Here is a 14,440-nt window from a genome sequence, read left to right on the forward strand (position 1 = left end):
TCGGCAGGCTTCGCCGTACTCGGCACGCGCTTGGCGGGCTGTGCCGTACTCGGCATCAGGAGATCGGTCCGGGCGTGATCGTGGCCCGGGCGCGCCGCCGTTCGGCGGTCGGCGGCGTGCCCCGGGCGATCCCGGAAAACCGGCGATCACTACTCTGCCCTGGTCTAGCGACAGCCTTATGTCGGTGTTTTAGTCGAGTTGGGGATTACGGACGATCACGTCGGGCAGGTCGGTCACGAAACGCTCAGGGGGGCGCTCCGGGCACCGCTCGCCGGTCGGCTCGGCCGCCGCGATGCGGTCGAGCCGGAAGACGCGCACGTCATCGCGCAGGCGGCACCACCCGACGAGATACCAGAAACCGCCCACCCCGCCGATGAACACCGCGGGCTCGATGTCGCGTGAGGTGACCTCGCCCTTGCGGTCGGAGTAGCCGATGCGCAGCACCTGCCTGCGCAGCAGTGCGTCGTCGATGGCCCGCGCCACCGTGTCAGGGGGCGCCGGATCGCGAGCCGGCCCCGCTTGCGGCTCGGGGTCCAGCAGCCGCACCCTGGCGGCGAGTTCACGGGCGCGCTGCCCATCGGGCGCGGGCATCGCCGCCACGACCTTGCGCAGCGCGCTACGCGCGTGACGGGCGAACGGCTGGCCGCCGGCACGGCCGAGCGCCACCGCGATGGCGACGGCCTCTGCGGGGGTGAAATTGAGCGGGGGCAGCGACATGGTCTTGTCGAGGCTGTAGCCGCCGCGCCGCCCCGGCTCGGCGTAGATGGGCACGCCCGAGGCCTGGAGCGCGGCGATGTCCCGCTCGATCGTGCGCTTGCTGACCTCGAAGCGGACGGCCAGTTCACGTGCGGACCTGCACCTGGGGGAGATCGCGCGCAGCTCTTCGACGAGAGCGTAAAGCCGATCGGTACGGTTCACATCCGGCACGTTACGCGGCGCCACCGACAGTTTCCGGGTTTGAAACCGTAAATGGGACACCGCTACCCTGCTTGCACTGGGCCTTCTCCGGTTTGGCGTTCTTTCGGGCTGTCCTATCGCCAGGTATCTGTCCTGTCGCGGTCGGTGCACTTCCCGGAGCGTGGGGGACAACGGAGAATGCGCATTGTCGACATAGGAGTGCGATGGCAGCCGGCGCCAAATCCGTTGAGTCCGCCAAGAAGAAGCGCAGTTTCCGGACCAAGGCCAGCATCGCGGTGGCCGTGACCGGCGTCAGCGTGATTTCCCTGGTCATCGTGGGGTTCGCCACGGCGGACGACGAGGAGCGAGAGGTCAACGCGGACTGCGTCGACTGGGACGACTACAACCCCGACGGCTCGTACCTGGTGGTGGACGACGACCACTGCGAGGACGACGACGGCAACACCTACATCCGCACGTACGGCTCGTACTACTGGTACTACGGGGGCCGCCACGTGAACGGGCGCGTCATGAGCGGTTCCACCGTGAAGCCCTCCGATGTGCGCATCGTCAGCAGGTCGGGCACGGTCATCCAGCGCGGCGGCTTCGGCGGGCGCGGGTCCGGGGGAGGCTGAGCGGCGGAGTGAGACGTCATCGCTCCACTCCTCGCGAGGGATGGGAACGCATCGTCGAGTCCCAGGGCCTGGCCTACCACCGCACGGCACACCCGTCCGGTCTGACCAGGCCCTACTGGGACGAGAGCGTGCACTACACGCTGTCCATGGACCAGGTGCTCGACCTGGAGGAACAGGTGGAGGAGCTCCACCGCATGTGCCTGGCGGCTGTCGAGCACATCGTGACCGCCGGCCGGTTCCGGGAGTTCGCCGTCCCCGAATGGGCGGTGCCAGAGCTGATCCAGTCGTGGGAGCGGCGCGACCCGCACGTCTACGGCAGGTTCGACCTGCGCTACGACGGGAGCGCGCGGCCCAAACTGCTCGAATACAACGGCGACACGCCGACGAGCCTGCTGGAGAGCTCGGTCGTGCAGTGGTTCTGGCTGAAGGACACCCACCCCGGCGACGATCAGTGGAACTCCATCCACGAGCGACTGATCGACCGCTGGCGGGAGTTGTCGGCCGTCCTGCCGACAGGACCATGCCATTTCGCCTGGACCGCCATGGACAGGACCGGCGAGGAGGCCATGACCGTGGCCTACATGCAGGAGACCGCCGAGCAGGCGGGTCTCACCACGATCGCGATCGCCGTCGAGGACCTCGGCTTCGACGGCGTCAACCGCCGTTTCGTGGATCTCGAGGGCCGCGTCGTGCGGTCGTTGTTCAAGCTCTATCCGTGGGAGTGGGCGCTGGCCGACCCGTTCGGCGAACTGGCCGTACGGCACCAGCCCGCCTCGACCTGGATCGAGCCCATGTGGAAGATGCTGCTGTCCAACAAGGCGCTGCTCGCGATCCTGTGGGAGTTGTATCCGGACCACCCGAACCTGCTGCCCGCCTACCTCGACGGACCCCGGGACATGACCTCCTACATCGCCAAACCGCTGCTCGGGCGGGAGGGCGCGAGCATGAGGATCGTCAGCCCCGATCACACGTCGCAGACCGGCGGGTCCTATGGCGCCGAAGGCTTCGTCTACCAGGAGTTCCTACCGCTGCCCGACTTCGACGGGCAGCGGCCGGTGCTCGGCGCGTGGATCGTGCACGACGAGGCGGCAGGACTCGGCATACGGGAGACGGCGGGGCTCATCACCGATGACACCTCGTCTTTCGTCCCCCACAGAATCGAACTCTAGGAGAGCTCCACATGACCGCCATGGTCGCCTCCCCCCTCATAGACACCCTCAGCCGCGGCGCTCTCGCGATCGGCGCCTACGCCCTGCTCGGCGTGGTGCTGCTGATCGTCGGTTTCTACGTCATCGACCTGGCCACGCCGGGCAAGCTCAGCAGCCTGATCAAGTCCGAGCGGAACCCCAACGCCACCCTGCTGACGAGCGCGGGGCTGGCGGCGGTCGGGCTCATCGTGGCGGCCTCCATCTGGTCGTCCAGTGGAGCGCTCCACGAGGGCCTGCTGGCCACCGCGGTGTTCGGCCTCGTGGGCATCGCCGTACAGACCGTGGCGATGTTGCTCTTCGATCTCGTGGCCGGAATCTCGGTGCGCGAACTCGTCCAGCAGGCCGAGCTGCAACCGGGCACTCGCCTCCTCGCGGTGACACACCTGGCCATCGGCCTCATCACCTCCGTCGCAGTCATCTGAAACGAGCTGGCACCCTAGTGGTGTGAGCGATCGGGTACGCGAGGACACCACACGGCGACTTGAGCGGGCCATGGGGGCGCTGGGCACGGCGGCCATGGCACGCATGGACGAGAGGCTGCCGTGGTTCCGCGCGCTGTCCGCGGAGGACCGCTCCTGGGTCGGCCTGGTGGCCCAAGCCGGGATCGCGGCCTTCGTGGAGTGGTTCCAGCACGTCGACGAGGGGCGGCCCACCCCCAGCATGGAGTTCTTCGGCACCGCGCCCCGCGAGCTGAAGCGCTCGATCTCGCTCCAGCAGACCGTCGACGTGGTCCGCGTCGTGGTCGAGGTCGTCGAGGCGCAGGTCGACGATCTCGCCGCGCCCGGCGGCGGCGACCAGCTCCAGCAGGCGATGCTCCGCTACACGCGTGACGTCGCCTTCGCCGCCGCGCAGGTCTACGCGCGGGAGGCGGAGGTGCGCGGCGCGTGGGACGCGCGGCTTGAGGCGTTGATCGTGGACGCGCTGGTCCGGGGCGAGGTGGACGACGGCCTGCACTCGTGGGCCGCCGCGCTCGGCTGGACCTCCTCGCCCGTGGTGGTGCTCGCCGGCCGCGCGCCCGACGACGACCCGCGGGCGGTGATCGACGGCCTGCGCGACAAGGGCAGGCGGGCCGGGCTCGACCTGCTCGCCGGGGTGCAGGGCGACCGGCTCATCGTCATCGTGGGCGGCGCCGGCAGCGTCAACGACGCGGCCAAGCAGGTGGTGCCGAGGTTCGGCGACGGCCCCATCGTGATCGGGCCGGAGGTGTCCGACCTGCACGCGGCGGCGAGCTCGGCGCGGGCCGCCATCGCGGGGCTGCGCGCCGCGGCGGGCTGGCCCGACGCGCCGCGCCCGGTGCACGCGGACGACCTCCTGGCCGAGCGCGCCATCGACGGGGACGGCGACGCCCGGATGCAACTGGTGGAAAACGTGTATCTCCCCCTCGCGGGGACTCCGCTGCTCGACACGCTCGCGACCTACCTTGAGCAGGGAACTTCTCTGGAAGCCACGGCGCGTCTACTGTTCGTGCATCCCAACACAGTGCGCTACCGTCTAAGGAAGATCACGGAGCTGACCGGCTACCAGCCCACCGAGGGCAGGTCGGCGTTCACGCTGCAGGTCGGGCTGATCCTCGGCCGGTTGTCCGAAATCTCGGCGCACGCCGACCGATAACGCATTCACGCATAACCCCCTACTGTAGGTTCCCTACAACAATGACTGCGAAAAGTTCATGCGGATCTCCATCCGTGTGGCGAACCTCTACAGGGCATGGTGGTTTTCGTGCACGCTATCGTCGCCCCGGGTCAAGGGGCCCAGACTCCTGGTTTCCTCGCCCCGTGGCTTGAGCTGCCCATAGTCGCCGACAGGCTCGCCGCCTGGTCGGAGATCGTCGGGATTGACCTGGTCGCCCACGGCACCACCGCCGACGCCGACCGCATCCGCGACACGGCGGTCGCCCAGCCACTGCTCGTGGCCGCCGCGCTCGCCGCGGCCGCCGCGCTGGACGTGACTCCCGGTGTGGTCGCGGGTCACAGCGTCGGCGAGTTCGCCGCCGCCGCGATCGCGGGTGTGCTGACCGACGAGGAGGCGCTGGCGCTGGTGAGAGAGCGCGGCCACGCGATGGCGAAGGCCGCGGCGGTGACGGCGACCGGCATGACCGCCGTTCTCGGCGGCGACGAGGCCGAGGTGCTGGCGGCGCTTGAGCGCCACGGCCTGACCCCGGCCAATGTCAACGGCGCCGGTCAGATCGTGGCCGGCGGCACGCTTGAGCAGCTCGACGCGCTGAAGGCCGACCCGCCCGCCAAGGCCCGGCTGCGCCCGCTCGCGGTGGCGGGGGCGTTCCACACCGCGCACATGGCCCCGGCCATCGACCACCTCCGCGGCGCCGCCGCCGAGATCACCCCGAAGGACCCGTCCGTCCCGCTGCTGTCCAACGCAGACGGCGCGGCCGTCCCCTCCGGGGCCGACGCGCTCGCCCGCCTGGTCGGCCAGGTCGGCAACCCTGTGCGCTGGGACGCATGCATGGCCACGATGGCGGGCATGGGTGTGACCACGCTGGTCGAGCTGCTGCCCGGCGGCACCCTCACCGGTCTGGCCAAGCGGGCCATGCCGGGGGTCAAGACCGTCGCGATCAAGACTCCGGAAGACCTCGACACGGCCAGGGAGGCCCTCCGATGAGACTCATGCCGAGCATCCCCGGGGCCCGTGTCCTCGCCTTCGGCGGCTATCAGCCGTCCAACGTCGTGACCAACGACGAGCTCGCGGCGCGCATCGAGACCTCCGACGAGTGGATCCGCACCCGGGTCGGCATCGTCGAGCGGCGCATCGCCTCGGCCAACGAGAGCGAGGTCGACCTCGCAGTGCAGGCCGGCGGCAAGGCCCTGGCGGCCAGCGGCCTCGCGGCGAGCGAGATCGACCTGGTGATCGTCGCGACCTGCACCCTTGAGGCCCCGATCCCCAACGCGGCCGGCCGCGTCGCGCACCGGCTCGGCATCGACGCGCCCGGCGCGTTCGACGTCAACGCAGCGTGCGCCGGCTTCTGCTACGCCCTGGCCGCCGCGAGCGACGCGATCCGCTCGGGCTCGGCCACCAACGTGCTGGTCGTCGGCACCGAGAAGCTCTCCCAGTGGATCGACTGGGACGACCGCGCCACCTCCGTGATCTTCGCCGACGGCGCGGGCGCGGCGGTCGTCGTGCCCTCCGAGACCCCCGGCATCGGACCGGTGGTCTGGGGCAGCGCCGGCGACAAATACGACGCAATCATGATCAAGGACCGCGAGTCCCACCTCCGCCAGGAGGGGCAGACGGTGTTCCGGTGGGCGACCACCGCGCTGCACCCCGTCGCGCTGCGCGCCTGCGAGCGGGCCGGGGTCGACCCCGCCGAGCTCGCGGCGTTTGTGCCCCACCAGGCCAATCTGCGCATCATCGAGGCCATCGCCCGCAAGATCGGCGCGCCGCACGCGGTCGTCGCCAAGGACATCGTGACGGCGGGCAACACCTCGGCCGCCTCGATCCCGCTGGCCCTGTCCCGCATGATCGAGCGGGGCGAGGTGCCCTCCGGCGGCCTGGCGCTTCTCCTAGGATTCGGCGCGGGGCTGACCTACGCCGCCCAGGTGATCGAGATCCCCTAGCCTTACATCGCACCTCTGTGGGGGTGCGATTCCATAAAAAAAGAACCCAACCAAGGAGAATGTACGACATGGCCCTCACCGAGCAGGATGTCCTCGCAGGCCTCGGCAAGATCGTCAACGAGATCACCGGCATCCCGGCCTCCGAGGTCACCCCGGAGAAGAGCTTCGTCGACGACCTCGACATCGACTCGCTCTCCATGGTCGAGATCGCCGTCGCCGCGCAGGACGAGTTCGGCGTCGAGATCCCCGACGACCAGCTCAAGCACCTCAAGACGGTCAAGGACGTCATCGGCTTCATCCAGAACTAACGTGTCCGGCGCGTGATCCCAACCACGCGCCGACCCTCATCATCTGGCCCCGTGTGCCCGGACTACGAGGCCACCTCGACCGGGCCACACACGGCACGGCGGCACGGAGGGACCCACCGGGAGGACGGCGGTCCCTCGATTGAGCACAAGGAGCGCAGACAGTGAGTACGAACCGGGTTCGCGTCGTCGTCACCGGACTCGGCGCGACCACGCCTCTCGGTGGTGATGTCGCGTCGTCCTGGTCGGCGCTCCTCGCCGGCCGGTCGGGCGTCCGCAACCTCACCGCGGACTGGGTGGACTTGGTCCCGGTGAGGTTCGCCGCCGAGGCCGCCGTCGACCCCAGTGAGGTCCTGCCGAGGCCCGAGGCCAGGCGGCTCGACCGCGCCGAGCAGTTCGCGTTGATCGCGGCCCGCCAGGCGTGGATCGACGCCGGCACCCCCAAGGTCGACTCCGAGCGGCTGGGAGTGGTCGTGGGCAGCGGCATCGGTGGCATCACCACCGTGTTGTCGGCCTACGACACCTTCAAGGAAAAGGGCTGGAGCCGGCTCTCGCCGTTCACCGTGCCCATGCTCATGCCCAACGGGGCGGCGGGCTGGATCGGCCTGGAGTTCGGCGCCACGGCGGGCGTGCACGCCACCGTCAGCGCCTGCGCCACCGGCGCCGAGTCCATCGGCTACGGCATCGAGATGATCCGCTCCGGCCGGGCCGACGTTGTGGTGGCCGGCGGCACCGAGGCCGCCATCCACCCGCTCAACGTGGGTTCCTTCGCCGCCATGCGCGCCATGTCCACCCGCAACGACGAGCCGCAGCGTGCCTCGCGCCCGTTCGACAAGAACCGCGACGGTTTCGTGCTCGGCGAGGGCTCAGGCATCGTCGTGCTGGAGTCCGAGGAGCACGCCAAGGCGCGCGGGGCGCGGATCTACGCCGTCGCCGCCGGCGTCGGCTACTCCGCCGACGCCCACCACATCGCCCAGCCCGAGCCGACCGGCGCCGGCATCATGCTCGCCATGCGCCGCGCCCTCGCCAACTCCGGCCTCGCCCCCGAGGACGTGCACCACATCAACGCGCACGCCACCTCCACCCCCGCGGGCGACGTCGTCGAGGCGAGCGCCGTACAGCAGGTCATCGGCACCCACCCGCTCATCACCGCCACCAAGTCGATGACGGGCCACCTGCTCGGCGGAGCGGGCGGCATCGAGTCGGTCTTCACGATCCTCTCCCTGGGTGAGCGCATCGTGCCCGCGACCGTCAACATCGACGACCTCGACGACGGTGTCGAGGTCGACATCGTCCGTGACGAGCCGCGCAAACTTCCGCAGGGTCAAATCGCCGCGATCAACAACTCCTTCGGGTTCGGCGGCCACAACGTGGCCGTCGCCTTCACCACCGCATGAGGGGACACCGCGATGACCGTGCTCGACAGCCGGGGGGTGACGTCGGCCACACCCGGTGAGTCCGGCGACCCACGAGATCCCGGCCTCAGACTGGCCGCCTACTTCGACGAGGGCTCGGTGCGTCTCATCACGCCCGAGGACCGCAGCGGCGTGCTCGCCGCCATGGGCCGGGTCGAAGGTGTGCCGGCCGTGGCCTTCTGCAGCGACGCACGGGTCCAGGGCGGAGCCATGGGCGCCGACGGCTGCGAGCACATCGTGCACGCCTACGACGTGGCCGTCCGGGAGCGGGTGCCGATCGTCGGCATCTGGCATTCGGGCGGTGCGCGGCTCGCCGAGGGCGTCGAGTCGCTGCACGCCGTCGGCCGCGTGTTCGCCGCGATGACCAAGGCGTCCGGCGTCGTCCCGCAGATCTCCGTGGTCGTCGGCCCCGCCGCCGGCGGAGCCGCCTACGGCCCCGCCCTCACCGACCTCGTGATCCTCGCCGACGAGGGCCGCATCTTCGTCACCGGCCCCGACGTCGTGCGCAGCGTCACCGGTGAGGACGTCGACATGCGGGCACTCGGCGGCCCCGAGCCGCACAGCAAGCGCAGCGGCGTCGTGCACGTCGTCACCAACTCCGAGGCCGAAGCGCTGCTCCAGGCCAGGCGCCTCGCCGTCCTCCTCGGCCACCAGGGGCGGGTCCGCCCGGACTCGGTGAAAGAGGTCGACTTCAGCGCACTCCTGCCCGACTCGCCGCGCCGCGCCTACGACGTGCATCCGCTCGTCGACGGCCTGCTCGACGAGAAAGGGGTCGAACTCCACCCCAAGTGGGCGCCCAACATCGTCACCACCCTCGGCCGCCTCGGCGGGCGCACCGTCGGCGTGATCGCCAACAACCCGATGCGCCTCGGCGGGTGCCTCGACGCCACCTCCGCCGAGAAGGCCGCCCGTTTCGTGCGCATGTGCGATGCCTTTGGGGTGCCGCTCGTCGTCCTGGTCGACGTGCCCGGCTACCTCCCCGGCGTCGGCCAGGAACACGACGGCGTCGTGCGCAGGGGCGCCAAGCTCCTCCACGCCTTCGCCGAGGCGTCCGTGCCTCGCGTCACTCTTGTCACGCGCAAGGCGTACGGCGGAGCCTACATCGCCATGAACTCCCGCTCCCTGGGCGCCACCAAGGTCTTCGCCTGGCCCACCACCGAGTTCGGCGTCATGGGCGCCGTGGCGGCCGTGCGTGTGCTCAAGCGCCGCGAACTGGCCGCGTGCCCCGAAGAGGACCGGCCGGCCCTGGAGGCCAAACTGGCCGAGGAACACGAACAGAGCGCCGGCGGCCTCCAGCGTGCGGTCCAACTCGGCGTGGTGGACGACATCATCACCCCCGAGACCACCCGCAGCACCATAGCCACCGTCCTCGCCAAAGCCACCCCGGCCCGCGGCGCCCACGGCAACATCCCGCTGTAGCCCCGGCCGTGCCCCCGGCCCACCGGCCGGGGGCACGGTTGTCCGGCAGGCGTTCGACCGGTGAACGATCAGGGGCGGCGGCCGGCGGCCAGGTCGCCAAGGAGGTCGGCGATCACCAGCTCCTCCTCGGCACCCACGCCTTGCCGCACCATCGCCGCAGACAGTTGCCAGGCCCACGGTGTCTCCTCCACCCTGCCGGGTAGCGGCGCCGAGGCGGCGACGGCCTGACAGGACGCGCTGTCGTAGCGCCAGGGCACCCAGCCGACACGGGCGCGGACGGCGTTCGCGATGCCGATCCCGCCCCACTCGAAGTCACCGTGGTAGGCGAACTCGGCCCCGCCGGCGCCGAGCAGGTCGAGCAGCCGCCAGACGGCAGCCGAGGGCCTGCCGTTCACACGCGCGTTGGGTGGACAGCGCGGCCCGAGCTCGCCGGCTTCCACGGCGACCATCACAGAGTTCTCGCAGATCCGGACCAGGCCGGCGGTGATAGGACCCTCATGGCGGCGGAGCTGCCTCAAGGTGGGTGCACACGCTCGCCCGCCGTCCGAGCCGCCGCTCGGCCAGCCGGTCGAGCGGTGCCTTAAGCAAAGGCCAAACTGAAAGAGATCATCCGTGACCATGAGGACGGACTACTGTTACGCCTTGGCGGAAGCCTGGATGGACTCCACGAGTCTCCACACCGAGGTGGACGGGTTCCGCATGTGATTCTCCCCTTCAGGATCAGCGGCTTTGGCGCGCCGGCAAGCATCATCGACACCGTCCCGAAAATCGGCGAACCTTGTGTTTCCCTTGCTCCACCCCGGAAGCACGCACTTCAACGCCTTCTCGGCATCGCCTGCGGCTTGAAAGGGAGCTCGATGATCCTTGTGGTGAAGTAGGAGCCAGAAGTCAAAGCAGGGGGTAGAGAGTGCCAGCCGAACCTTGCCCCCCGCCTTCGCAAGCATCCGCCCAGTGAGATTGCTGTCGAGTTCTGTGTCGAGAACACACCACACTTCGTCACTTTCGTCATAGTCGTCCAGATTTCGGCGACGGTTGGCCGTACGAAAACTCAGCAGCATGCCGACTGTCACCCCCTCCTGGACGGACTCCCGGGCTACATCTCGCAGAATAGCCGCACAGATGATCGCGCGACATGGCGGATCGACTCACAGATCCGAAAGCTTGGTCAATAGCCCGGCAGCCCCCGAGGCGTATCCAAAGCTGTCTTGCACAGCCCCCGCGAGTTCACCCCCCACTTTGAGTCATCCTTCTCCACTGTGAGGACTCACGGCATGGGCAGGCGAACACGTTCAATGCGCCAGAAACGCTGACACCGGACATCGCAGGGACTTACTCACCTGCCAGTTGATCACCGGAAAGAGTTGTATACCCTGTTTCCATGATTGGAAACGGGTCCTATGGTGGGCGCTACTGGGTTCGAACCAGTGACCCCTCGCTTGTAAGGCGAGTGCTCTACCGCTGAGCTAAGCGCCCGGACGCATGCGGTTCACCACCTTACGGCACGGGGGGTGTCTCTGGCACATTCACGGTCCAGGTGTGGCCGATGTCCGGGTGGCCGGCGGCCTGCCAGCCCAGGAGGGCGGCGCCCAGCATGCCGGCGTTGACGCCGAGGGCGGCGGGGCGGAGGGGTGGGGCCTCGCGGAAGGTGAGGCGTTTGGCCAGGCGTTCGCGGAGGGGGTCGGTGAGGGCGGGGCCGGCTTCGGCCAGGCCGCCGCCGAGGACGATGAGGATGGGGTCGAGGAGAAGCGTGTAGCTCGCGAGGCCGAGGGACAGGGCCTCGATGGCGTCGTTCCACACCTCGACGGCGATGGGGTCGCCGGCGCGGGCGAGGGAGACGACCTGTTCGGCGCGGGTGTCGGGGCGGCCCGCGCGGATGCTGTAGCGGCGGCCGACGGAGGCGGCGGAGGCGTAGGTCTCAAGGCAGCCGATCTGGCCGCAGGCGCAGGCCTCGCCGGTGGGGAGGACGGGAATGTGGCCGACCTCACCGCCCCAGCCGGTGGCTCCGCCGTACGGCTCGCCGTTGATGATCATGGCGGCGGCGATGCCGGTGCCGATGGGGAGGAAGAGGAAGTCGGGTGAGCCGCGCCCTGCGCCGAGGACACATTCGGCGAGGCCCCCCGTACGGACGTCGTGGCCGAGCATGACGGGGACGTCGAGGGTGGTGAAGTCGGCGGCGGGGACGTCGCGCCAGCCGAGGTTGGCGGCGTAGACGGCCGTGTCGCTGGTGACGATGCCGGGGACGATGAGGCCGACGCCGACGAGGCCGCTTTGCTCCTGGGAGCGTGCCGGGCGGTTGGGGCCGCCCTGAACGCCTCGGGCAGGGGTTGCCGGCAGAGTGTCGCCGAGGCGGGTGAGGTGGGTGATGAAGGCGCGGATGGTCTTGACGACGGCTTCGGGGCCGTGTGCGCGCGGGGTGGCACGCCTCTCGGTGTGCAGGACGGTGCCGACCTGGTCGACAAGAGCGCCCTTCATGGACGTACCGCCCACATCTAGGGCAACCACGAAGGACCTCATGTAGCACCCTCCTGCGGGGGTAGTTTGCTCGGTTATGAGCAATATAGGGGGCGACCCTCAATAGGATCAGCCCCCATCCCGCGTTACGGCTCAGCCCCTTGTCGCGGCGGTGCCGACCGCCCGAGAACGCGGCTGAGCGCCGCCTCGACCTCGGCGGAGAGGTCGGGGGTGGTGCCGGAGGAGGCGAGCCGGCCGTGGGTCTCCGCGAGGCGTACGACGCCGCAGTCGCGGCACTCGACCTCGCCGAGCCGGCAGATGAGTGCGGTGGAACCACACGATGCGCACGAGTCCAGCTCGGGGGCGTGCGCACGCTGGCAGTCCGGGCAGACCAATACCTGAGTTTCGTCGAGGACGCCGCGCTTCCAGGGGCTCGCGCCACGCGCGGGGTCGGTCTGCCTGGCCCCGCATCGATAGCAGGGCATCATCGCCTCCGTCGGGCCAAGGGGCGGATGAGGGGCCGCCGCCCGGCGGAACGGCTCACCCCCGCCTGCGGCGGTGTCCGGATGCGAGCGGCGATGTGTGGAGCCCGCCGTCAGAGGCCGGCGAGCGCCTTGCGGTAGTCGGCGATGTCGCGGGCCTCCGGAAGCTGCTTGACGACCTTCCAGCGCACCACGCCCTCGCCGTCGATGATGAAGGTGCCGCGCAGCGCGATGCCCTTCGTGTCATCGAATACACCGTACTTCGCCGCGACCTGTCCGTGTGGCCAGAAGTCGGAGAGCAGGGGAAACGAGTAACCTTCACGGTCGGCCCAAGCACGGTGGGTGAACAGCGAGTCGACCGAGATCGTGATCACCGCGACGTCGTCGGGGGCGTCGGTGACGAACTCCTTCTGGAGGGCGCTGAGCTCGTCGTGGCAGACGCCGCTGAAGGCGAGCGGATAGAAGACCAGGACGACCTTCCGGCCGCGGAAGTCCGACAGCCTTACCGGGGTGCCGAATTGATCCATGAGCTGGAACTCCGGAGCCTGGGCACCGACTTCGACCGTCATGTCGGATTGATCCCTTCAGGATGGGCGACGCGGGCGTCATCATCCTGCCGTATGTGGCCCCCATCACGGGCACGACCCGGCCGGGTGGGCGACGGCGACCGGCATCCGGCCCGGCCACCACATCCCATTAGTCCCGCTGATACTGATACGACCCGACAGGCACTCGCCACCCCGCCGTGCGGCCCCCACCGCACGGCAACGAACGAGACGAGATGACGCACGGTCACTCATCCGCACGCCGGGCGCCTTGCCGCTGATGTGCGGTGGCGATCCGGCGGACGGACAGGACGGCAGGCCGGAGTGCGGCGCTGCAGCACGGCATGACAGGCCCCGCACCGGCGAGGCGGGCGGGCAAGACAGGCGATGAACACCGCACCGCGCTCAGGGCAGCCGGACCGGGCACGCGGCCGGACGGCCTCGTGCGACCGGTCGCGCCGACCGCGGGTTCCGAGGCGTGCGGGCCTTGGACCCCGGGCGAGACGACCGCGGATCCCGGGCCGGCCTCAGGCGGAGTGCCGGTTCACCTGAAGGAGTGCCGGCCTCAGCGGCGCGTCCTCGGTGCGACCAACCTTGTCCCCGACCAGTCGGCGGCCGCGCTGATGCTGCTGGTCTGCGCCAGGCCGGCGGTGATGGCGTCTTCCCCGATATCGCTCGGTTCGACATGGCCCTCACGACCTGCTTTGGGAGTCAGCAGCCAGATCTGTCCCCCGTCCGCGAGGACGGCCATCGTGTCGCTCAAGGCGTCGAAAAGATCGCCGTCGCCGTCACGCCACCACATCAGCGCGACGTCCACGACGTCTTCATAGTCCTCGTCGACCAGTTCGTTGCCGGTCAGCTCCTCGATGGATTCGCGAAGCTCCTCGTCGGCATCCTCGTCCCAGCCGATCTCCTGCACCACCTGACCCGGTTTGAGACCGAGTCGGTCGGCCAGGCCACGCTCGTCCTGCGCCTGACCCGCGGTCGCGCTCACGTGTATCCCTCCTGCTTGGGTGGCCCCTTAACGGTGCCCATGTGGGCCTTCGTTTCGGCACAGTCCACACGCTGTGACCCATCGTCGTCAACGGTCGCCACGACGACAGCACCAGTCCTGTTGAATGAATTGGACAAACTAGACAGTCGTGGACGGTGTTTTGGCCGACGACATGGGCTCTCGCGCGATGGCCACCACGCTAGCGGCCCCCGCCCCCGTAACCGCTCTGTGCGGGTTCAGTAAAGGTTTCCCAGCGTCGCCGGTCTTGTCCCGCTGCTCCTAGGCGCTGCGCTGACTTGGGATGACGACGGTGTCCGGGCCTGGGAAGACCAGCCCGGTGTGCCCGTCCTCGAAGCGCACGACGAACGGCGGGCCGCCGTCCGCCCCGCGCACTTCGATGATTTCACCTCTTCTATCCGGCTCTCCCACGGCGTTGCCGTGCATGAGAAGCCGGTCCCCGACCATCGCGTTCATACTTGCTGTCCCCCTCTCTACTCCTCTCTTCCCACATTCGTACGGT

17 protein-coding genes and 1 tRNA gene are annotated in these 14,440 nt (G+C 69.5%); 9 read left to right on the forward strand and 9 right to left on the reverse strand.

Features of this window, described 5'->3' with window-relative positions:
- Positions 1-189: 189 nt before the first annotated feature.
- Positions 190-918, reverse strand: coding sequence for a helix-turn-helix transcriptional regulator (locus tag Ssi02_RS09945; RefSeq protein WP_204023984.1), 729 nt, complete (start codon positions 916-918; stop codon positions 190-192).
- Positions 919-1,121: 203 nt separating this feature from the next.
- Between Ssi02_RS09945 and Ssi02_RS09950 the strand changes: the two genes are divergently transcribed.
- The 9 genes from Ssi02_RS09950 to Ssi02_RS09990 all read left to right on the forward strand — a co-directional run bounded on the left by Ssi02_RS09950 (position 1,122) and on the right by Ssi02_RS09990 (position 9,448).
- The gene (locus tag Ssi02_RS09950) at positions 1,122-1,532 is read left to right on the forward strand and encodes a hypothetical protein (protein WP_204023986.1); all 411 of its coding nucleotides are present in this window, start codon (positions 1,122-1,124) and stop codon (positions 1,530-1,532) included.
- A gap of 8 nt (positions 1,533-1,540) precedes the next feature.
- On the forward strand, positions 1,541-2,701 hold the full coding sequence (locus tag Ssi02_RS09955; RefSeq protein WP_204023988.1) for a glutathionylspermidine synthase family protein: 1,161 nt from the start codon (positions 1,541-1,543) through the stop codon (positions 2,699-2,701).
- An 11-nt stretch (positions 2,702-2,712) separates the two neighbouring features.
- Positions 2,713-3,162, forward strand: coding sequence for a DUF350 domain-containing protein (locus tag Ssi02_RS09960; protein ID WP_239128761.1), 450 nt, complete (start codon positions 2,713-2,715; stop codon positions 3,160-3,162).
- 70 nt (positions 3,163-3,232) lie between these two features.
- Positions 3,233-4,351 carry a PucR family transcriptional regulator gene (locus tag Ssi02_RS09965; RefSeq protein WP_204024383.1) on the forward strand — a complete coding sequence of 373 codons (1,119 nt, stop codon included), beginning with the start codon at positions 3,233-3,235 and terminating at the stop codon, positions 4,349-4,351.
- A 108-nt stretch (positions 4,352-4,459) separates the two neighbouring features.
- Positions 4,460-5,356 (forward strand): ACP S-malonyltransferase, encoded by an 897-nt coding sequence (locus tag Ssi02_RS09970; protein WP_204023990.1) that lies wholly within the window; start codon positions 4,460-4,462, stop codon positions 5,354-5,356.
- The gene (locus tag Ssi02_RS09975) at positions 5,353-6,309 is read left to right on the forward strand and encodes a beta-ketoacyl-ACP synthase III (RefSeq protein ID WP_204023992.1); all 957 of its coding nucleotides are present in this window, start codon (positions 5,353-5,355) and stop codon (positions 6,307-6,309) included. The genes Ssi02_RS09970 and Ssi02_RS09975 overlap by 4 nt, the downstream gene beginning before the upstream one ends.
- A gap of 68 nt (positions 6,310-6,377) precedes the next feature.
- Positions 6,378-6,617, forward strand: coding sequence for an acyl carrier protein (locus tag Ssi02_RS09980; protein WP_204023995.1), 240 nt, complete (start codon positions 6,378-6,380; stop codon positions 6,615-6,617).
- Between the two features lie 161 nt (positions 6,618-6,778).
- Positions 6,779-8,011, forward strand: a complete 1,233-nt coding sequence (gene fabF / locus Ssi02_RS09985; protein ID WP_204023998.1) for a beta-ketoacyl-ACP synthase II — start codon at positions 6,779-6,781, stop codon at positions 8,009-8,011.
- Between the two features lie 12 nt (positions 8,012-8,023).
- Entirely contained in the window at positions 8,024-9,448 is a 1,425-nt protein-coding gene (locus tag Ssi02_RS09990) for an acyl-CoA carboxylase subunit beta (protein ID WP_204024001.1), read from the forward strand.
- A 68-nt stretch (positions 9,449-9,516) separates the two neighbouring features.
- Here Ssi02_RS09990 and Ssi02_RS09995 read toward each other — a convergent pair whose 3' ends face one another.
- The 8 genes from Ssi02_RS09995 to Ssi02_RS10030 all read right to left on the reverse strand — a co-directional run bounded on the left by Ssi02_RS09995 (position 9,517) and on the right by Ssi02_RS10030 (position 14,394).
- Complete coding sequence (locus Ssi02_RS09995) at positions 9,517-10,068, reverse strand: DUF2399 domain-containing protein (protein WP_204024004.1); 552 nt, start codon at positions 10,066-10,068, stop codon at positions 9,517-9,519.
- A 15-nt stretch (positions 10,069-10,083) separates the two neighbouring features.
- Entirely contained in the window at positions 10,084-10,518 is a 435-nt protein-coding gene (locus Ssi02_RS10000) for an RloB family protein (protein ID WP_204024006.1), read from the reverse strand.
- A gap of 328 nt (positions 10,519-10,846) precedes the next feature.
- Positions 10,847-10,921: transfer RNA gene (locus tag Ssi02_RS10005), tRNA-Val, on the reverse strand.
- A gap of 21 nt (positions 10,922-10,942) precedes the next feature.
- On the reverse strand, positions 10,943-11,962 hold the full coding sequence (locus Ssi02_RS10010; protein WP_204024007.1) for an ROK family protein: 1,020 nt from the start codon (positions 11,960-11,962) through the stop codon (positions 10,943-10,945).
- An 83-nt stretch (positions 11,963-12,045) separates the two neighbouring features.
- Positions 12,046-12,384, reverse strand: coding sequence for a hypothetical protein (locus tag Ssi02_RS10015; RefSeq protein WP_204024009.1), 339 nt, complete (start codon positions 12,382-12,384; stop codon positions 12,046-12,048).
- 110 nt (positions 12,385-12,494) lie between these two features.
- Positions 12,495-12,950, reverse strand: coding sequence for a peroxiredoxin (locus Ssi02_RS10020; protein ID WP_204024011.1), 456 nt, complete (start codon positions 12,948-12,950; stop codon positions 12,495-12,497).
- Positions 12,951-13,491: 541 nt separating this feature from the next.
- On the reverse strand, positions 13,492-13,920 hold the full coding sequence (locus tag Ssi02_RS10025) for a DUF3052 domain-containing protein (RefSeq protein ID WP_204024013.1): 429 nt from the start codon (positions 13,918-13,920) through the stop codon (positions 13,492-13,494).
- Positions 13,921-14,199: 279 nt separating this feature from the next.
- On the reverse strand, positions 14,200-14,394 hold the full coding sequence (locus tag Ssi02_RS10030; protein WP_204024014.1) for a DUF1918 domain-containing protein: 195 nt from the start codon (positions 14,392-14,394) through the stop codon (positions 14,200-14,202).
- Positions 14,395-14,440: the final 46 nt, after the last annotated feature.

The sequence above is a fragment of the Sinosporangium siamense genome, assembly GCF_016863435.1.
GTDB lineage: Bacteria > Actinomycetota > Actinomycetes > Streptosporangiales > Streptosporangiaceae > Sinosporangium > Sinosporangium siamense.